17 protein-coding genes and 1 tRNA gene are annotated in these 18,205 nt (G+C 60.7%); 1 reads left to right on the top strand and 17 read right to left on the bottom strand.

Annotated elements, in window-relative coordinates; translation table 11 throughout:
- Positions 1–4: 4 nt before the first annotated feature.
- The 5 genes from LKG04_RS01305 to LKG04_RS01285 all read right to left on the bottom strand — a co-directional run bounded on the left by LKG04_RS01305 (position 5) and on the right by LKG04_RS01285 (position 5,092).
- Complete coding sequence (locus LKG04_RS01305) at positions 5–1,048, bottom strand: permease prefix domain 1-containing protein (RefSeq protein ID WP_291758826.1); 1,044 nt, start codon at positions 1,046–1,048, stop codon at positions 5–7.
- Entirely contained in the window at positions 1,048–1,377 is a 330-nt protein-coding gene (locus LKG04_RS01300) for a PadR family transcriptional regulator (RefSeq protein ID WP_291758823.1), read from the bottom strand. The genes LKG04_RS01305 and LKG04_RS01300 overlap by 1 nt, the downstream gene beginning before the upstream one ends.
- A gap of 574 nt (positions 1,378–1,951) precedes the next feature.
- A tRNA-Pro gene (locus tag LKG04_RS01295) sits at positions 1,952–2,025 on the bottom strand.
- Between the two features lie 167 nt (positions 2,026–2,192).
- Positions 2,193–4,322 carry a bifunctional cytidylate kinase/GTPase Der gene (der, locus tag LKG04_RS01290; RefSeq protein WP_291758820.1) on the bottom strand — a complete coding sequence of 710 codons (2,130 nt, stop codon included), beginning with the start codon at positions 4,320–4,322 and terminating at the stop codon, positions 2,193–2,195.
- Positions 4,319–5,092, bottom strand: a complete 774-nt coding sequence (locus LKG04_RS01285) for a pseudouridine synthase (RefSeq protein ID WP_291758817.1) — start codon at positions 5,090–5,092, stop codon at positions 4,319–4,321. The genes der and LKG04_RS01285 overlap by 4 nt, the downstream gene beginning before the upstream one ends.
- A gap of 326 nt (positions 5,093–5,418) precedes the next feature.
- Here LKG04_RS01285 and LKG04_RS01280 point away from each other — a divergent pair, with 326 nt between their 5' ends.
- Positions 5,419–6,402, top strand: coding sequence for an MIP/aquaporin family protein (locus LKG04_RS01280; RefSeq protein WP_291759325.1), 984 nt, complete (start codon positions 5,419–5,421; stop codon positions 6,400–6,402).
- On the opposite strand, the gene LKG04_RS01275 is transcribed toward LKG04_RS01280, so the two are convergent.
- The 12 genes from LKG04_RS01275 to LKG04_RS01220 all read right to left on the bottom strand — a co-directional run bounded on the left by LKG04_RS01275 (position 6,319) and on the right by LKG04_RS01220 (position 18,112).
- Positions 6,319–6,606 carry a DUF3017 domain-containing protein gene (locus tag LKG04_RS01275; protein WP_291759323.1) on the bottom strand — a complete coding sequence of 96 codons (288 nt, stop codon included), beginning with the start codon at positions 6,604–6,606 and terminating at the stop codon, positions 6,319–6,321. The two genes, LKG04_RS01280 and LKG04_RS01275, sit on opposite strands and share 84 nt — an antisense overlap.
- A 276-nt stretch (positions 6,607–6,882) precedes the next feature.
- Positions 6,883–8,547, bottom strand: coding sequence for a bifunctional phosphoribosylaminoimidazolecarboxamide formyltransferase/IMP cyclohydrolase (gene purH, locus LKG04_RS01270; protein ID WP_434734824.1), 1,665 nt, complete (start codon positions 8,545–8,547; stop codon positions 6,883–6,885).
- Complete coding sequence (locus LKG04_RS01265; RefSeq protein WP_291758815.1) at positions 8,492–10,126, bottom strand: cell division protein PerM; 1,635 nt, start codon at positions 10,124–10,126, stop codon at positions 8,492–8,494. Before LKG04_RS01265 ends, purH begins: the two co-directional genes overlap by 56 nt.
- Positions 10,127–10,128: 2 nt before the next feature.
- The gene (gene sucD, locus LKG04_RS01260) at positions 10,129–11,058 is read right to left on the bottom strand and encodes a succinate--CoA ligase subunit alpha (RefSeq protein ID WP_291758812.1); all 930 of its coding nucleotides are present in this window, start codon (positions 11,056–11,058) and stop codon (positions 10,129–10,131) included.
- Positions 11,055–12,251, bottom strand: coding sequence for an ADP-forming succinate--CoA ligase subunit beta (gene sucC / locus LKG04_RS01255; protein ID WP_291758810.1), 1,197 nt, complete (start codon positions 12,249–12,251; stop codon positions 11,055–11,057). The genes sucD and sucC overlap by 4 nt, the downstream gene beginning before the upstream one ends.
- A 116-nt stretch (positions 12,252–12,367) precedes the next feature.
- The gene (locus LKG04_RS01250) at positions 12,368–12,994 is read right to left on the bottom strand and encodes an adenine phosphoribosyltransferase (protein ID WP_291758807.1); all 627 of its coding nucleotides are present in this window, start codon (positions 12,992–12,994) and stop codon (positions 12,368–12,370) included.
- Positions 12,995–13,067: 73 nt separating this feature from the next.
- Positions 13,068–13,550: a preprotein translocase subunit YajC gene (locus LKG04_RS01245; protein ID WP_434734823.1), complete on the bottom strand. Its 483-nt coding sequence runs from the start codon at positions 13,548–13,550 to the stop codon at positions 13,068–13,070.
- Between the two features lie 69 nt (positions 13,551–13,619).
- Positions 13,620–14,696 carry a Holliday junction branch migration DNA helicase RuvB gene (ruvB, locus tag LKG04_RS01240; protein WP_291758806.1) on the bottom strand — a complete coding sequence of 359 codons (1,077 nt, stop codon included), beginning with the start codon at positions 14,694–14,696 and terminating at the stop codon, positions 13,620–13,622.
- Between the two features lie 47 nt (positions 14,697–14,743).
- Complete coding sequence (gene ruvA / locus LKG04_RS01235; protein WP_291758803.1) at positions 14,744–15,361, bottom strand: Holliday junction branch migration protein RuvA; 618 nt, start codon at positions 15,359–15,361, stop codon at positions 14,744–14,746.
- A gap of 170 nt (positions 15,362–15,531) precedes the next feature.
- Complete coding sequence (ruvC, locus tag LKG04_RS01230) at positions 15,532–16,113, bottom strand: crossover junction endodeoxyribonuclease RuvC (RefSeq protein ID WP_291758801.1); 582 nt, start codon at positions 16,111–16,113, stop codon at positions 15,532–15,534.
- A 7-nt stretch (positions 16,114–16,120) separates the two neighbouring features.
- Positions 16,121–16,879 (bottom strand): YebC/PmpR family DNA-binding transcriptional regulator, encoded by a 759-nt coding sequence (locus tag LKG04_RS01225; RefSeq protein ID WP_291758799.1) that lies wholly within the window; start codon positions 16,877–16,879, stop codon positions 16,121–16,123.
- A gap of 54 nt (positions 16,880–16,933) precedes the next feature.
- Positions 16,934–18,112 carry a glycosyltransferase family 4 protein gene (locus tag LKG04_RS01220; RefSeq protein ID WP_291759317.1) on the bottom strand — a complete coding sequence of 393 codons (1,179 nt, stop codon included), beginning with the start codon at positions 18,110–18,112 and terminating at the stop codon, positions 16,934–16,936.
- Between the last annotated feature and the right edge of the window lie 93 nt (positions 18,113–18,205).

Raw genomic sequence — 18,205 nt, 5'->3', positions numbered from 1 at the left:
TGTTTTACCGTTCCTGCTCCCGCGATGAGTAAATGGTTCCGGCGATCGCCGCGAACGCGCCGAAGGCGATCGCCGAAATCGGCCAGATGATCCACGTGGTACCCCAATTGCCGGTGATGAAACTCCACGCGAGATAGATGGCCGTGATGATAAGCCAGAATCCCGCGAAGATCGCTCTCACCCATACGGGATAGTGGTCGGAATTCTCGCCGCGTTCACGCTCTGCGATCGCCTCAGGCGAGGTCTGCGTCAAATTCACCTGCGCGGCGTGCATCCAATTGGCGGGCAGGAAGACCAGCAGACCCAGGCTGACCAGAACAAGCGTGAGAGCCATGCTCCAGCCGAGCAGCGGATCAGCTTGGATTTGCGGCCAGTCCTGCGTGTAGATTCCCGCGCCGACCAATGGCAGCCCAGAAAGAATCCACAGCATAATCGCGACGACCAAAGCCAGTGTGCGCTTCGAGGATTCCTGTTGTTGCAGGGCGTTCGCATAGGCGGCTATCTCAGAAGTGCAACGATCCATGCCGCCGACGATGCGCCTGAACGCGGAAAGCTGCTGGTTTCGGTACACCAGAAGCCCGACGCCCACGCCGATGAGCGGGAGCATGAGCGCGAAGCCAAGCAGCAGGCCGAGGTTTTCGCGCGCTCCCCCGACGCTGCCGTAGGCGATCGCCAGCCCGAGGAACGGGGCCGCGCCGAACACGATCAACGCCACTCCCACGCCCAGCAGCCACCGGGTACGTTTCATCGCATCGATGAAGTTCTGCGCCTGGGCCATCGTGATGGGGCGCTCCACACGCCCGATGTGCTCCACCGGAACAGTTTTCGCCGCAGCATGCGCGTTGCCCAGCGTCGGCGCGATCTCATCGATATTGCCGAATTCGGCGATGGCCTGCCCTATGGCCTCATTGTGTGAACGTCCCGCGGCAAGCGCGCCGTTGTACGCGTCCTCCATCATGGCGCGCAGCTCGCGCTTCGCATCCTGCGTTTTGGGCGTAAGCGGATAGCGGGAGAACATGGTGTCCAAATAGTTGTCAAGGATGTCCATCAGTCGTTTCCTTTCGCGAAGCGGTCGACGAGTGTTTTGGTTTGCTCCCACTCCTCGCACTTGGAAGCCAGCAGTTCATGGCCCGCTTCGGTGAGTCGGTAGTAGGTTCTGGGCTTTCCTGATTGAGATTGCCCAGGGAATGATTCGACGTGTCCTGTGCCTTCGAGCCGTTTGAGTGCCGAATACAGTGTGGTTTGTTTGATCGAGTAGTCTCCTTCAGCCTCGCGCGCGATTTCCTTCGCCATGTCATAAGCGTATGAAGGCTCGCGGCGCAGCAGCGACAGAATCATGATGTCGACGTAGCCGCGCAGGGCGTCTGCACTGATCATGACGTATCCTTTCCAGCCGAAGTGTGCAGCGAACGGGCGTTTTCGTTCCCATTCACATAGTATGTTCATTATACTATGTTTGGCATAGTATGCGCAACTCTGTTTTCTCTTCTCTTCCAGCGAAATGGCAGGTGAGACACTGCAGGTAGTCCGCATCTTTGCCCACACCATCCCTGCACATTTGTTCTCGCTGAGTGGGAAAACGGGCCTCTTTTGCATTACCGAGGATATGGAACCTCACGTAATGCAAAATAAGGGCCGTTTTGCGTTACCTGAAGGGAATGGCGTTCTCATTGTCGCCAAGAGTAGCTGAATATCAACGAAATGTGGAAAATGGTCTGACGACCTGACTCAATGCAAAGGCCCCTGTTTTGCATATGCAAGGCACAAACAAACCGAAATCGCATCAAAGGGCAGTTCAGGGAGCCGTTCGGCATTTCCTTGACCCCGAAAATGCAAAACCCGCCCTCCGCAGCAAAGTGGAGGGCGAGCCGGGAACTCAAAACTTCATTGCCGCTCGTGTGAACGACGCCCCTACACGATATGGAGGCTATCTGAGACTGCCTGTTGTTTGTCGGGCCAGCGAGATTTGAACTCGCGACCCCTTGACCCCCAGTCAAGTGCGCTACCAAGCTGCGCTATGGCCCGAACGGTGTTTGCACACCAAGGACATAATGTACCACATCCTTTGACTTTTGACGACACGCCAGCAAGTTACGGCAAACACATCAGCCAATCATGCACTGAAACAAGAGCCGAACGCATCCATCTCGATGCGTTCGGCTCCTAATCAATGAATACAGGTAACAATATATCTACTTGCGCTTGCGCCTCTCCCGGATGTGCACAGAGATCTGGATAGGGGTGCCTTCGAAGCCGAACTCTTCCCGTAAGGAACGCTCGATGAAGCGACGGTAGCCGTGCTCCAAGAACCCGGTGGCGAAGATCACGAAGCGGGGCGGACGGGTCGAGGCCTGAGTGGCGAAAAGGACGCGGGCTTGCTTGCCGCCGCGCAGCGGGTGCGGGTGCGCGGACTGGATTCGGCCAAGAAAAGCATTGAGTTTGCCAGTGGGGATGCGCTTGTCCCAAGATTCGAGTGCGGTGCGCATGGCCTTGGCCAGCCGGTTGGAGTGCCAGCCGGTTTTCGCGGAGAGATTGACCCGCTCGGCCCACGTGACCCGGTCGAATTCGGTGTTCCAGAGCCGTTCGAGGCGCTGCCGGTCGAATTCGTCGAGCAGATCCCACTTATTGAACACGAGCACGATGGCACGGCCGGCGTCCACCGCCTGGCTCATGACTTTCAGATCCTGATCGGCTATTGGCTGCGAGGCGTCGAACAGCACCAAGGCCAGTTCGCTGCGTTCGATGGCTGCCTGCGTGCGCAGCGAGGAATAGTATTCCGCGCCAGACAGCTTGTGCGCGCGACGTTTGATCCCGGCCGTGTCGATGAACAGCCAGTCCTCGCCGTCGATGTCGATGACCTCGTCTATCGGGTCTCGTGTCGTGCCCGCCAGCTCATTGACGACTGCACGCTCCTGCTTGGCCATCTGGTTGAGCAGCGAAGATTTGCCCACGTTCGGCCGGCCCACCAATGCCACGCGCCGCAGATCGCCAGGCGTGAGGAAGCCCGAGGTCTTGTCGGCTTTTTTGAGCGCATCGACGGCCACATCGAGCAGGTCACCGACGCCGCGGCCGTGCATAGCAGAAACCGCATAGGGCTCTCCCATACCCAATTTCCAGAATTCAGCGGCCATGTATTCGCCGGTGGCATCGTCGATCTTGTTCACGGCCAGCACCACGGGCTTGCCCGAAGCACGCAGCAGTTTCACGATGCGCTGGTCGGTGTCGGTCAAGCCCACCTGGGCATCGACCACAAAGACGACGGCGTCGCTGAGCTGTACGGCGACCCGGGCCTGCGATGCAATCGCTGATTCGATGCCTTCGACGTCGGCCTCCCAGCCGCCGGTGTCGACGAGCTTGAAATCATTGCCGGCCCATTCGGCGTCATAGCTTACGCGGTCGCGGGTCACGCCCGGCGTGTCTTCCACCACGGCGACGCGACGGCCGAGGATGCGGTTGACCAGCGTGGATTTGCCGACGTTGGGGCGCCCGACTACAGCTAGCACGCCCACTGGTTTAGGACCTGTCAGGCTGCCGGTTCCGACATTGCGATCGGCGGCCAGCAGCGACTGGTCCTCATCGTCAAGCTCGTAGCCTTCGAGATTCGCGGCGTATTCCCGGTATTCCTGCTCTTCGATCGCCTGCTCGACCAGCGCGATCAGCGCGTCGAGCGTCTGTTCGAAGGTCAGGTCGGAATTGTCGAGTGTGGTCACGCCTTCGGCGGCGGTCAGAAAACTGGTGACTTTCGAATCGGCTTTGTCGCGGGCGGCAACGTTCTCCGCGCCGACACCCTGCTCGCTCTGACCTGAGCGGCGCGCCTGACGCACCTCTTCACGCGCGGTGAGCAGCACCCGCACCTCAGCGTTGGGCGAGACCACCGTCGTGATATCGCGGCCTTCGGCGACGACTCCCAAGCCTTTCGAATACGAGTCAGCCAGTGCCTCGCGCTCGATGAAGGCCCGCTGCGCGGCAATCAGTATATGGCGCACCGGGATGATGTTGGAGACCACCGAAACATGCGATGAGACCGCTGAGGAGCGGATCGCTTCGCTGATGTCATCGCCGTCGGCGAATACCTTGGGATCCTGCGGATCCACGCTTAAATCGAAATGATCTCCGGTGAAGAACTCCCCCACGCTCTGTATGATCGCCTCTTCATCGACCGGCGAGACGTCAAGATCGACGCCTTGATGCAGGCACCACCATGCGCAGGCACGGTACATTGCACCGGTGTCCAGATAAGCGAAACTGAAATAGCTGGCCAATGCTCGCGAAGCGGAGGATTTGCCCACGCCTGCAGGGCCGTCAATGGCTACTCGGATCACAGCCCTACCTCCTTGGACAGCGAGCGGACTTCAGGCTGCGAAAGCACGCGGTAAGTTCCGGGCTTCAGATCGCCAAGCTTGATCGGGCCGATTTGCGTGCGCACCAGGCGTTTGACGGGGAATCCGATCGCGCCGAAGATGCGGCGGACGATGCGGTTCTTGCCCGAATGCAGCACCACTTTGACCATGGTGGACTCGCGGTTCCCGTCGATGATCGCGCAGTGGTCGAGTTTGATGATCCCATCGTCGAGCTGCACGCCTTGCGAAACGAGCCGACGGCACACGTTGCCGCCGATCCTACCTTCCAGCGTGGCGATATAGGTCTTTTCCACCTCATATTTGGGGTGCATGACATGCTGGCTCAGCTCCCCGTCGTTCGTCATGAGGATAAGGCCTTCAGAGTCATAATCCAAGCGCCCCATGTGGAAGATGCGCTCATATTTGTCGCCCACGATGTCGGCTAGGGTAAAACGTCCTTTTGGATCGTCCATGGCGCTGAGCACCTTCTTGGGCTTGTTGAGCGCCAGCGTGACATGTCTACCGTCGACGCGCACACGCGAGCCGTCGACGCGAATCTGCTGGTGGGCAGGATCGACCCGGGTGCCGAGTTCGGTGACCAGTTCTCCATCGACCTCGACCCGGCCTTCGGTGATGATCTCCTCGCATTTGCGGCGCGAGCCGAAACCAGCCTGAGCCAAAAGCTTCTGCAGCCGGATTCCTTCATTATCGGTGGTATGCGCCTTCTCGGCGCGGGTGTATGCGTTTGGCATCGTTCTCCCAACGTGGCCTGTCGGCAGCGCGCACGCACCGCCGTATTCGTATGTTCATCGGCGCCGTCTCACAATTCAGCAAACATTCGGCGACCGCAACCTTTCGATTATATCGCATTGCATGGAACGTTAAGGGGATGCTGCTACGATGGCAGTCGTCCGGCGGACATCGGCCCGCATTGATGGTGCAATACAAAGTTGAGGTATCAAGGAATATCATGACCCAATTCGAATCCGAAAACGACGGCGAGCCAAGCAGCGAGGCCACGCATTATGCGCCAGCGCAGCGCGCTCCGCAGCGTTCCACACCACTGAATTCCACACCAATGTGGCTGCGCGTAGGCGCAGAGCTGCTCGGCAGCTTCCTGGTCTGCTTCGTCATCTACATGGCGTACACGCTGTCCGCACCGCTCTATAACCCCAACTTGGCGTTCATCGCGCTCGCCACGGGCTTTGCCTATGCCGTCGTGACCTTCGTGTTCGGTCGCATTTCGGGAGGCCAGCTCAATCCTGCCGTCACGGTCGCCGCCATGCTGACCTCGAAGACCCGGCCGCTTGACGGCGTGCTGTACATCATTGTGCAGGTGCTGGGCGGCATCGCAGCGGGCGCTGTGTATAAGAGCGTGCTCCCGTCCTCCCAGAGCCTGCCGATCAAGATTTGGCTCACTTATGGCGTCAATGGCTTCGAATCAGGCTCGGTGTCGTATTCGGCGCTCAATGGCGCTGGAACGAGCTTCGGCATCACTGTGGCGATTCTTGTCGAAGTCGTTGCCGGTATTCTGATTATTGCTACGGCCATGTCGACGATCGGCGCTGACGGCGCGGGAACCTCACGCCAGCCATGGGCCATGGGCATCGCCTACGCTGCGGGCGCCGCGCTCACTTATCCAATCACTGGCGCGGCGCTGAACCCGGCGCGCTCCACCGGAATCGCAATCTTCGCGCAGAATCAGGGCCTGACGCAGCAACCGTTGCAGCAGCTTTGGGTTTTTTGGATTGTCCCGGTGCTCGCGGCGGCGCTGGTCGCGCTCGTCATGGTGGCGCGTGAGCTGTTCGCCAACGGCAGTGCCATCGAAGGCGCCGCGTTTGAAAATGACATTGCCGAAGAAGACGCTGCTGAAGACAGCACAGCCGAAGAGGAATCCGATGACGCTCTTGTCTTCACGACAGGCAACGGCGGCGAGGCAGTCGATGCCAATGCTGGCGATGCAGCCGACCAACCAGTCTCAGTAGAGCAGACGAATGCTGGCGTAGGTAATGATCAGGCCGAGCCCCAATCCAATACCGATAATGGAATCGAAGGCGACTGAACGCACCTTCCAGGGGCTGCGTTCGCGCAACGCCAACCGGAGCGATCCGGTGATGATGGCCGTCGCAGCGAGTACCGCTGTGGCGGCCATCATGTATCCGAATAACGCGCACAGGGCGCCAAGCGCGACGGCTGCCACGACCAACCACTCGAAGGCCGGCTCGCCTTCATGGTCTTCCGAAACTTGTGGACGCTTGCCGCTCATCGTCGGTGCTCCTTGCTGTGCTTCGTCTTCCTGCATACGTACCAGTCTGAAATTTTCCCGGAATTATACTGAAACCGGGCTCCTCAGCCCTCTGGTTATGATATTTTCCCCGGACTATGTTGATAATGCCCAATTGTGCGGGATGATTTCAGCATAATCCGGGGAGAATACGGCTAAAGGCGCGTCTACGAGTCAACAGTTTGCAGTCCAGCGACTTTCAGCTGCGTCTCAGTGAAAACGGCCGCCTGCCGTTCCTGAACAGCGATCATCCTCATTTCAGTGGAAGAAATGGCGCGTGCCTGTCGCATACATCGTGATGTGAGCCTCGCGGGCGGCGGCGAACACTTCCTCATCACGGATGGAGCCGCCCGGCTGCACGATGGCCCTGACCCCGGCGTCGATAAGCTTCTGGGCGCCGTCGGCGAATGGGAAGAAGGCGTCGGACGCCGCGACCGAACCGGTGGCGCGGTCCGCATTGTCAGCCAGCGTATTGGCGCGGCGCACCGCAAGATCGCACGAATCAACCCGGTTGACCTGTCCCATGCCGATGCCGACCGTGGCCTCGTCGTGCGCAAGGAGGATGGCATTCGACTTCACGCAGCGTATCGCGCGCCACGCGAACGCCAGGTCGCGCAAGGTCTGCTCATCCGCAGGATCGCCAGCGACCAAACGCCAGTTGGACGGGTTGTCGCCCTCGGCATCGATCAGATCGGTGGTCTGCAGCAGCAGTCCGCCGTCGATGGCCCGCATCTGAGTGCGCGCATGCGGCGGCTCGGCGACCTTGAGGATACGCAGGTTCTTCTTCTTGATCTGCAGGAGTTCTAGGGCTTCCGGCTCATAATCCGGCGCGACGATGACTTCGGTGAAAATCGGCCGCACTGTGTTCGCCATCTCCAGGGTGACAGTCGTGTTGGCGGCGATGACCCCGCCATAGGCGCTCATCGGGTCGCAGGCGTGCGCCTTGCGATGTGCTTCGGCTACGGTCTCCCCCAGCGCCAGCCCACAGGGATTGTTGTGCTTGGTGACGGCCACGGCGATGCGCGGCGCGAAGTCCCACACCGTGCGCCAAGCAGCGTCGGCGTCGACATAGTTGTTGTAGCTCATCGGCTTGCCGCCGAGCTGGATCGCATGCGCGAAGCCACCCTGATCGAAGGGGTCAAGATACAGCGAGGCCTGCTGATGGGGGTTCTCGCCGTAGCGCAGCACATGTGCCCGTTCCCAGATGCGCGTGAGCGTCGCCGGCATCGTCGTCTCGTCGATGCTGCTCGCGTTGTTAGTCACAGCCTCGGCTGTCTCAGCGTCACTGGCCCGTGATACCGAGACAATGCTGGCAGGTTTGATCCAACGCTGGGACGTCCATTCCGCGATCGTCGCGTCATAGGCCGCGGTATGGGCGAAGGCCTTGGCTGCGAGCCAGCGGCGTTCCTCCAAGCTGAAACCTTGACCATTTGCGACCCGCTGCGCGACCAGTACGTAATCCGCAGGATCGGTGATCACGGCAACGGAAGCACTGTTCTTGGCCGCTCCGCGCACCATAGAAGGACCACCGATGTCGATCTTCTCGATGGTATCGGCCTCATTAGCGCCTGAACGCACGGTATCGGCGAAGGGATACAGATTCACGATGACCAGATCGAATGCCGCGATGCCGAGCTGCTCAAGCTGCGCGACATGATCGGGGTTGGTCATGTCGGCGAGGATGCCGGCATGAATATGCGGGTCGAGCGTCTTGACCCGGCCATCGAGGCTTTCCGGGAATCCTGTGACCTCGCTGACCTCGGTGACGTTGACGCCTAGCGCTGCCAGCGTTTTTGCCGTGGAGCCGGTGGACACCACTTCGGTCTGCGCGTCAACGAATGCGTTGGCCAGCGTCTCCAGTCCTTCCTTATGGAAGACGGAAACCAGGGCTCGTCGTATCGGTCGCTGAGTTGTCGTCATCATGGTCCTCCTTGGGTGTGGTCATCGAGCTGATGACACGTCGTGAAATCTTGTCCGAGACAAACGAAGCGCCGGCTCCGCTGCCAAGGGTGGAATTGACCGGCCTGGTGCCTTTACCGGTCTTGCCTCCGGCAGGGCCATTCTCGGTATTATCGCCGGTATCATCGTCAATGATACCGGTGCCCCTATCGGCGATATCGCCATCATCGCCAACGTTGATATCGAATCCGTCACCGACCCGCCCGCCGCTGTGGCCGCCAATGATGCGTGCAGCGGTTCCACCGGCCGGCAGTCGGCGAGCGAGGGCGAGGCGGACGACGAATACGGCCGAGACGACGATAAGCACAGCCAGCCATGCGATGAACAGCCCGGAAACGCTGGGCTGGCCTATGCGCTGCGTGGAAGCCATGACATCGACACCGATATAGCCCAAGCGCTGGCGCCCCAATGAACCATTCGACACAGCAAGCAGCAGCGTCATGCCCAGCGAGGTCGCGACGCTGGCCACGCAGAAACCGCCTGCTGCATAGGCGAATTGAATCGCAGCCTGCCTCCAGCCGGAGGCACCGGCAGCCTTGTCGGCAGCAGCGCCATCAGCAAAACCGCCGTCAACAGCTCTCGCGCTGTCATCGCCACGAATGAAGCGGATAGCAAAACCCCGGCTCGCAACCAAAGCGGCAATGCCAACCACGAGACCGCACGCCAGCGGAATGGAAACCAGGATGTTGCGCATGGCATCACTGGCGACCGGCTCGGGCAGCATGGCGAACACCGGAAGCGGGGGCAGACCTGTTGCCCGCCCGGACCACAGGGTGAAGGTGGCCAAGTCGCCGATGGCGAAGCCGCCGCCGAACAGCCAGGAGATCGCCCAGATGCCGATGTTGGGCAACCATGCCAGCGAGCAAATGACGGTGAAAATGCGGGAACCGGTCTGCATACCGCTCAGCTCGAACAGCCGCACTATGGCTCCGTTGCCTCGCACGGCCCAAGTTGCCGCCGTGATCAGCCCGAACAGCAGATAGAGTGCAATGAGCAGCCCGCCGATTTTCAGTCCGACCGCCACCGCCTTGCGCAATGGCGCGGACACCCTGCTGCGCGCCAGCTCCGTCAGCCGTCTGAGCCCTTGCGAAGCGGGTGCTGCATTAAGCGCGAAACCAAGCGTGAACACGATATACGTTTTCAGGCATATTTTCCATGTCGGGTCAAGCAGACCGACGCTCACCCCTTGTGTGAACACGGCGTTAATCGCCATCCATACGGCTGCGCCGGCGATATACTCCTGCCAGGATGACGCCCCGAAATGCACGGCGAACGAACGTATCAGCCCGATAAGCAGCAGCGTCAGCAGCAGCGGCATGATCGTCAGCGTGATCGAGCCGGCTTCGAAACCAATGCCTTGGCTGAGCAGCACAATCGCTTCGCTTAAGGGTATGGCGAGCTGCGAAAGATTGTCGCCGCCCTCTTCCATCGAGATGACCAGCAGCATCAGCGCCAGGAAGAAACCCAAAGCGATGGAGTATATGGCGGCGCTGGCCAACGCCACGCCAGCGCCGCTCAGCCATCGTCTGGGTTGCATGGTCATGCTCAGCGTTTCACGGTGAGCATTTCGCGCATGATGCCCGCGGTCTGCCCCGGGGTTTCCCCCACACGGATGCCCGCGGCCTCAAGCGCATCCCTCTTATCTTGCGCCGTGCCTTTGCCGCCGGAGACGATGGCGCCGGCATGTCCCATCTGCTTGCCCTCGGGAGCAGTGAATCCGGCGATGTACGCCACAACGGGCTTGCTCATATGCTCGGCGGCCCATGCGGCTGCATCCTGTTCGGCATTGCCGCCGATCTCGCCGATCATCACCACGGCTTTGGTGTCTTCGTCCTTCTCGAAGATTTGAAGCGCCTCCTGCAGCGTGGTGCCGACAATGGGATCTCCCCCGGCTCCGATGCATGTGGTGAATCCGATGTCGGCGAGTTCGCCCATGAGCTGGTAGGTGAGCGTGCCCGATTTGGAAACCAATGCCAGCGGGCCGTAGTTGACGATCCCATCGGGAATGATGCCCAGGTTCACGCCCGGCTGCTGCATATCATCGCTGAAAGTCACCAGTCCGGGACAGTTGGGGCCGATGACGCGCACGCCTTTTCTCAGCGCTAGTTCGACGAAATAAGCGGTATCCGCCACAGGAATGCCTTCGGTGATGACCACGATCAGTCCGATGCCCGCCTCGATTGCCTCAACGACCGCGTCCTTGGCGAATCTCGGCGGCACGAACACGACGCTCGCCTGCGCCCCGGTGGCAGCGCGGGCCTCGCCGCAATTGGCGTAGACCGGGATCTCGCGCGTGGCCTCGGAGTCGTTGCGGGGACCCGTGAGGAAGGGAACCACCGTGCCGGCCTTGCGAGGGTTGACGCCTCCGACGATATTCGTGCCTGCCGCGAGCATACGGGCCGTATGGGTCATGCCTTGGCGGCCGGTCATGCCCTGGACGATGACCGGCACGCCGCTTTCAACAAATGCGCTCATCGACGTGCCTCCTTGGCTGTTGCGGCAAGTTCCGCCGCACGCTGTGCGGCTTGTTCCATCGTATCGCAGACATGCACGCCGGGATTGCCCGCATCACGCAGGATATGCAGTCCTTCGGCCGCTGCGTTGCCGTCGAAACGCACAATGATCGGCTTCGATGAGCCCAAGGCATCCAATGCGCGGAGAATGCCGTTGGCGACCTGTTCGCAGGAGGTGATGCCTCCGTAGATGTTGATAAGTATTGATTCGACCTGCGGGTCGGAGAGCACGATACGCAGGCTTTCGCTCATGACTTCAGCCGAGGCCCCCCCGCCGATATCGAGGAAATTCGCCGGTTTAACCCCGGTGCGCTGTGCCTCGCCAGCGCCTGAGACAGCATCGAGCGAACTCATGACCAAACCTGCGCCATTGCCGATGACCCCGACCTCGCCTGACAGATGCACGTAATGCAAGCCATGCTCACGGGCACGTTCTTCGAAGGGATCGAACTGGTGGGGATCGTCAAAACGCTGCCAGCCATCATGCCGGAAGGCAGCATTGTCGTCCAACGAGATCTTGGCGTCCAAAGCACATAACGATTTAGAGGATTCGTCATCCGGGTCGCCGATCTTGGCGAGAGGATTGATCTCGACAAGCGTCGCATCGTTCTCTTTGAAACAGCGCCACATCTTGAGGAGCACTTGCGCAGCCTGGTCGACGTCGGCATGGTAGAAACCGATGCTTTGCGCCATCGCTGTCGCCGCTTCAAGATCAAAATCGTCCAACGCGCTGATATGCAGACGTTTGACGGCTTCCGGCCGCTCGCGGGCGATGCTTTCGACCTCCGTGCCCCCGTTGGCCGTAGCCAGAACATCGAAGTCGCGCGAGGTGCGGTCCAGCGAGATCGACACATAGTACTCATGGAGAATGTTCTTGGCCTCGGCGACGAGCACTCCGCTCGTCTTATGACCATGGATGCTCATAGGCAGGATCTGCTCGGCGGCGAGTATTGCCTCGTCGCGGCTGGCGGCAAGCTTGACCCCGCCAGCCTGGCCGCGATGGCCGATTTTGACCTGCGCCTTGATCACGCAAGGATACCCGATCCGTTCCGCTGCATCGGCTACTTCATGCGAGTTCTGCGCGAAAATGGCTTTTGGCGTGGCGATGGACTGCTCGTCCAACAGCTTTCGTGCTTGGTATTCATAGAGATCCATGGACGAAACCTTTCGTTCTATGACAGGGATTCAACAATTGCGGCCAGCTGCGGCGGAAACGAACGGCACCGTTCGACTACGCCACATTGTTGCAGGACCGTTGCCCGGCAAACCGCCTAGGCTGGCATGGTGACCAACGTGGATATGGGGTAATCGCCCAGTGCCGAACGGCCACCAAGGCCTTCAAGCTCCATGACGAAGCTGAATCCGGCGACGTTGCCGCCGCTTTTTTCAATGAGATGCGACGCGGCATTGGCGCTGCCGCCGGTGGCGATCAGATCGTCGACGACGAGCACCCGTTCGCCGGATGAGATCGCGTTGTCTTCAATCTCGACGCTTTCCTGCCCATATTCGAGCGTGTATTGCTCGCTGAGCGTTTCCGGAGGCAACTTGCCGGTTTTACGCAGCGCGATGAAGCCTTTGCCCAATGCAGCCGCCAAGGCCGGCCCAAAGAGGAATCCGCGCGCCTCAAGTCCCGCGATGCTGTCGAAATCATCCGCTGGCACCGGCAGCGACAGTCGCAGCGCCCTGATGAGAATGGCGAGTCCGCGCGCATCGGCCAACAGTGGCATGAAATCCCGGAAGAGAATGCCTTTCTTGGGAAACCCCGGTATGGTGCGAATGAGCGAAACAAAGTACTTGGCGTCCTCGTCTCCGACGCAATCGAGCTGCGCGACGGAGATGTCTGACGCCTTGCCTGCTGATTCCTGTGCTGTCGCTGCTTGTGGTCTCACTGATGACATGGAAAGTCTGCTGCCTTACCTGGGTTGATGTTCATCCTGCTGACGCCGTTGCCCGCCTCCTGCGGTTTGGCTGCTACTTGACGGTCGGCGCCGATTCGTTGCTGCTCGGCTCGGCGCCTTGGGCGTACTCAGCCGGAATGCTATCCTCTTCGGAAGCCGTGACGTCGTTTGCCCCATCGCCAGCCCCGGCATCGGTGATTTCGCCGTATGCGACCTGGTCGTCAGCGCCGTCTTCCTGCGGAAGCGGATTGCCGTTCTCGTCCACTTCATCGTCGTCGATGAAGGCCGGACGGGTGTAGGTCTTGTTGATGGCGGAGGATTTGAAGCGCATGAGGCTGCCCTCGGAGTCGATCACGATCTCCTCGTATTTCGCATCCACCGATACGACTTTGCCGATCACGCCGCCGATGGTGATGACTTCGGTGCCGGGTTCCAGATTGGAACGGAAATCTTGGACCGCGGCCTGCTGCGCCTTGGTTTTTTTGGTTTGCCGCCACATCAGCACGCCGAATACGACGATGATGAGGACGGTGATGAGCAGATTCATATCAGGCATGGTGAGTGGCTCCTAACGTGACGGGCGCACCCGCACCCAGTACAAGGTTGATTGTCCGAACAACAGATTTTAGAATAGCTTGCTGACATCATCGCTCGGCGTAAGCCCGAGATGCTCCCACGCCTTCGGCGTGGCGACCCGGCCCTTGGGCGTGCGGATGAGGAAACCCTCTCGCACCAAGTACGGCTCGCATACTGTCTCCACGGTTTCAGCCTCCTCACCGACCATGGCCGCGAGATTATTCAATCCCACTGGCCCGCCGTTGAAATTTTTCACGACGGCGTGCAGCACGGCGAGATCCAGACGATCCAAACCTTCCGAATCGATTTGGTAGAGCGCAAGCGCCTCATGCACCGCATCCGGACGCACGACATCGAGATCATGCACCGTCGCCCAGTCGCGCACCCGGCGCAACAGTCGGTTGGCGATGCGCGGCGTGCCTCGCGAGCGCAGGGAGAGCTCTTGCGCGGCGCCGTCCGCCAGCGACACGCCCAGCACCGACGACGACCGTTCGATGAGCTTTTCCAGCTCTTCACGTGGATAGAAATCCAGATGAGCCGTGAAACCGAAGCGCGCACGCAGCGGGGAAGGCAGCATGCCTTCGCGCGTGGTTGCGCCGATGACGGTGAACCGCGGCAGCGTCAGCGGAATTGAAGAAGCGCCGGGGCCTTTGCCTACCATCACATCGACGCGGAAATCCTCCATCGCGATGTAGAGCAGTTCCTCGGCGGCACGCGGCAGGCGATGAATCTCGTCGATGAACAGGACTTCGCCCGCATCCAGAGAACTCAGGATCGAAGCAAGATCGCCGGCGTGCTGAATCGCCGGGCCGGACGTCACGCGAATCGGCACGCCTAGTTCGTTCGCAGTGATCATTGCCAGCGTGGTCTTGCCCAATCCCGGAGGGCCGGCCATCAGAATGTGGTCGGGTGGCACTTCACGTTTGCGCGCGGCATCGAGGAACAGCTGCAACTGGGCCTTCAAGCGAGGCTGGCCGATGAAGCCATCCAAAACCTGCGGGCGCAGCTCCTCGTCGCTGATCGGCTCATTGCCCACCGGCTGCGAGGAAACCATGCGCAGCGACTCCTCGCTGGCGCCGTCATTGTTCTGCCCGGTGTTGTTCGCAGGACTATTCGTGGAAGTCATATCGCCTATCGTATTGCGTGCTGTTGCATGTGCCATCGTTCTCTCGCTCATCTTCCCCTGTCCAAGGACGCCAAGGCCAGTTTGAGCACACGCGGCACGTCCTTCGCGGCAATCGGCGTGACGATGCCGTTATCCTCACACGCCGAATGAACCGCCAGTTCGGCGTCCTGCGCCCGCCACCCCAATGAAATCAGTCCTTCGATCACCTGCATCGTCCCGGTATCGGCATGCGGCAGACTCGCTGATGCCCCCACCTCGATCTGATCGAGATCAATCGACCCTTTGAGCTCCAAGATGATCTTCTGCGCGCCCTTGCGGCCCAGCCCCGGCGCCTTGGCCAGCGCTGCCGCGTCGCCGTCGGCCACCGCACGGGCCAATCGTTCAGGGGGCAGCGTAGACAACAATGACAGCGCCACCCTCGGCCCTATGCCGCTGACCTTCTGCAATTGCAGGAACATGCGTTTCGCGGCCTGGGAGAGGAAGCCGAACAGCGTGATGGCATCCTGCGAGACATTGAGCGAAGTGTAGACCTTCACCTCCTGCCCGGCGTGCAGCGCGGCGAGCTCAGCCGCCGGCATGCGGATCTCGAAGCCAACGCCCGAAGCCATGATCAGCACCGCGGCGGCATCGACGGCCTCGACCTGGCCGACCAGCATTCCTATCATGTCAGTCCCCTCTATCGCTCAGAACAGTTAACACAGCCGCTAGGGCACAACGCAATCGGAGCACACCGCGGTCAGCCTGACCTGCCGGCAGCATATACAGCGGCCGGAGAAATCGGCACACAACGTGCGCTGCGCATACCGCACAGCATATTCGAACATCTGTTCGAATTCTACATGCCGCGGTCGACGCTGTGCCGCCGCTGCGCCTCTTGCGACGCCTCGGCCCACTGCCGCTGCGCCGTAGTCAGATGCTGCTCGCGTTCGCCGCCTTCGAGCGCGCCGGCCGGGCGCAACGCATGGGTGATGGCCTGCGCCAGGGCATCGGCCGCATCGGCTGGCTTGGGCATCGTATTGAGGTTCAGGATATGCGCCACCATGCGCTCGATCTGGATCTTCTCGGCGCGCCCGTTGCCGGTGATCGCCAGCTTGACCTCGGTCGGCGTATGCAGCGCGACCGGGATGCCCAGTTGCGCCGCGGCGAGCATCGCCATGCCAGCTGCCTGGGCGGTGCCGAGCACGGTGTTGCGGTTCTCTTGGGCGAACACGCGTTCGATGGACACGGTATCGGGCGCGAAACGCTCGATTTTGGCGCGCAAGCCGTTGTAGATGGTCAGCAGCCGCAGATCCTGCGATGTATGCGGATCGGAGCGCACGACATCCACATGGATAAAGGAAAGCCGGCGGGATGCGCCGGCTCCGATCACGCCGACACCGCAGCGGGTAAGCCCGGGATCGACGCCTAGGATGATCACGAGGGCGTCACTCTTCCTCGTCGAGTTCGGCCATCACCTCGTCCGAGGCGGTCCAGTTGCTGTAGATGTTCTGCACATCGTCAAGATCATCGAGGTTGTCGACCAAATGCGATACCTTGCGCGCATCGTCCACGTCCAACTCGATCTCGCTCTTGGGACTCATGATCAGATCGGCGGAATCGTAGTCGACCCCCGCATCCTGCAGTGCCTTGCGCACGGTTATCATGTCGCCAGGATCGGTGATGACCGTGTACACTTCGCCCTCGTCGCTCACGTCTTCGGCGCCAGCCTCCGCAGCCAGTTCAAAAAGCTTGTCAAAGTCGATGCCGTCGACAGGAACGACGATCTGGCCCTTGCGCTCAAAATTGAAGCTCACCGAACCAGAAGTGGCCAAAGAGCCGTTTGCCTTGGTCAGCGTCGAACGCACCTCGGCGGCGGCACGGTTGCGGTTGTCTGTCAGGCATTCGATGATCAGGCCCACGCCTGCGGGCGCGTAGCCTTCATACACGATGTCCTCGTAGTTGGCAGCGCCGGCCTCCTCGCCGGAGCCGCGCTTGACGGCGCGCTTGATGTTGTCGGCCGGCATGGAGTTCTTCTTGGCCTTGACGATGGCATCATAGAGCGTGGGGTTGCCGTCGGGATCACCGCCGCCCATGCGGGCCGCGATTTCGATGTTCTTGATCAGCTTGGCGAACAGCTTGCCGCGCTTGGCGTCAATGGCCGCTTTCTTGTGCTTGGTCGTCGCCCATTTGGAATGCCCTGACATAATACTCCTCAGCAGCTATGCGAATACGTTAAACATAGTGATTCTAATGCAATTTCACGACAAAGCCCGGGCATAGATCTCCAAAACGCGGCCAGTGACGCCCGACCAGTCGTATAGTTGCGAGCGCTGCGAACCCTCTGCGCACAGCCGTTCGCGCAGCGAGGAATCCGCAAGCACCCCGCACACGGCGCGCGCGCAATCCCGTCCGTCGCCGTTTTCGAACAGGGCTGCGGCCGCGCCGTTGTCGGCTACCGCACGGAAGGCGTCAAGGTCTGACGCCACGACCGGGCAGGCTGCGGCCATCGCCTCGGCCAGCACAATGCCGAAGCTTTCGCCGCCCGTCTGCGGGGCGATATAGACGCTGAGCGAACGATAGAATCGAGCCTTGTCTTCGTCGCTGATGCGCCCGAGGAATTCGCAGTGTTCGGCGAGCGCTCCACTAGGGTCGGTTCTGTTCAGGATTCGCCTGCCACTGCCTTCGCCATCGCCTACGCACAGGAAACGTGCGTGTGGATAGGTGCCTAGGATACGCTGCGCAGCCTGGGCAAAGACGATGAAGCCTTTTCGCTCGTCGCCCATGCGGCCAAGGAAGCCGATCGTAGGCCGCTCCGCAGTGCCCAGCCAGCGCGGAGCGGGCTCGGCGTGAGCGAAAAAGGCCGTGCTGATGCCATTGGGGATGATATGGGCGTCGATATGCTCCGGCAGGTAGTGCGCGGCGGTGTCCAGCGCGGCCTCGCTCACGCAGATCGCATCGGACAGTGGGTCGAGATAGCGGCGCAGATAGGGTTCAAAGAGCAGCAGCGCACGCGGGTACGTGGTGAAGGCCGCGTGGAAGGTCGCTATCATCGGCGGATGATGTTTCATCGTGAGCGGCTTATGGCTCAAGGATGGAGTTTCGGGCTCGTGCAAATGAAGAATGTCGAATTGGCCCTGTTCGACCCAGCGGCGGGCCTGTAATCCGACGACGCCGAAGTAGCTCAGCCGGGCCACGGATCCGTTGTAATGGATCGAGAACGAGCTGCCGTTCGCATGCACCCACAGCGGCATATCCTTGGTGCGTCTGCCGGGAGCCAGCACTTCGACGTGATGGCCGCGGGCCGTAAGCTCTTTCGCGAAATCACGGATATGGAACTGCACGCCGCCGGGGGTTTCGAAAGAATATGGCGAGATAATGCCGATGTTCAGCTTGCGCCCGTGCAATGGATCGTCAGCTTCTGCGGCGTTTGCGGCCATCGGCGTTTCAGGCGGTTGCGGCATATGAGGCATAACTGGCATTGTGGCACGGCCCTCGGTTTTTGTCATATCGCCGCGTTGCCCGATGCCAGT

It is taken from the genome of Bifidobacterium sp. (assembly GCF_022640935.1).
In the GTDB taxonomy this organism is placed as follows: Bacteria; Actinomycetota; Actinomycetes; order Actinomycetales; family Bifidobacteriaceae; genus Bifidobacterium.
The sequence above is the reverse complement of the archived record's forward strand: the minus strand, read 5'-3'. Positions and strand labels throughout refer to the sequence as shown.

Coding starts and splice junctions, on each gene's coding strand:
- sucC (WP_291758810.1), bottom strand. CDS start 12,251: ATGGATCTCTATGAATACCAAGCACGAAAGCTGTTGGACGAGCAGTCC.
- purH (WP_434734824.1), bottom strand. CDS start 8,547: ATGATGACGACAACTCAGCGACCGATACGACGAGCCCTGGTTTCCGTC.
- ruvB (WP_291758806.1), bottom strand. CDS start 14,696: ATGACTTCCACGAATAGTCCTGCGAACAACACCGGGCAGAACAATGAC.
- ruvA (WP_291758803.1), bottom strand. CDS start 15,361: ATGATAGGAATGCTGGTCGGCCAGGTCGAGGCCGTCGATGCCGCCGCG.
- LKG04_RS01305 (WP_291758826.1), bottom strand. CDS start 1,048: ATGGACATCCTTGACAACTATTTGGACACCATGTTCTCCCGCTATCCG.
- LKG04_RS01220 (WP_291759317.1), bottom strand. CDS start 18,112: ATGGCCGCAAACGCCGCAGAAGCTGACGATCCATTGCACGGGCGCAAG.
- sucD (WP_291758812.1), bottom strand. CDS start 11,058: ATGAGCGCATTTGTTGAAAGCGGCGTGCCGGTCATCGTCCAGGGCATG.
- LKG04_RS01285 (WP_291758817.1), bottom strand. CDS start 5,092: ATGCCAAACGCATACACCCGCGCCGAGAAGGCGCATACCACCGATAAT.
- LKG04_RS01280 (WP_291759325.1), top strand. CDS start 5,419: ATGTGGCTGCGCGTAGGCGCAGAGCTGCTCGGCAGCTTCCTGGTCTGC.
- LKG04_RS01225 (WP_291758799.1), bottom strand. CDS start 16,879: ATGTCAGGGCATTCCAAATGGGCGACGACCAAGCACAAGAAAGCGGCC.
- LKG04_RS01245 (WP_434734823.1), bottom strand. CDS start 13,550: ATGCCTGATATGAATCTGCTCATCACCGTCCTCATCATCGTCGTATTC.
- LKG04_RS01275 (WP_291759323.1), bottom strand. CDS start 6,606: ATGAGCGGCAAGCGTCCACAAGTTTCGGAAGACCATGAAGGCGAGCCG.
- LKG04_RS01300 (WP_291758823.1), bottom strand. CDS start 1,377: ATGATCAGTGCAGACGCCCTGCGCGGCTACGTCGACATCATGATTCTG.
- LKG04_RS01265 (WP_291758815.1), bottom strand. CDS start 10,126: ATGACCATGCAACCCAGACGATGGCTGAGCGGCGCTGGCGTGGCGTTG.
- LKG04_RS01250 (WP_291758807.1), bottom strand. CDS start 12,994: ATGTCATCAGTGAGACCACAAGCAGCGACAGCACAGGAATCAGCAGGC.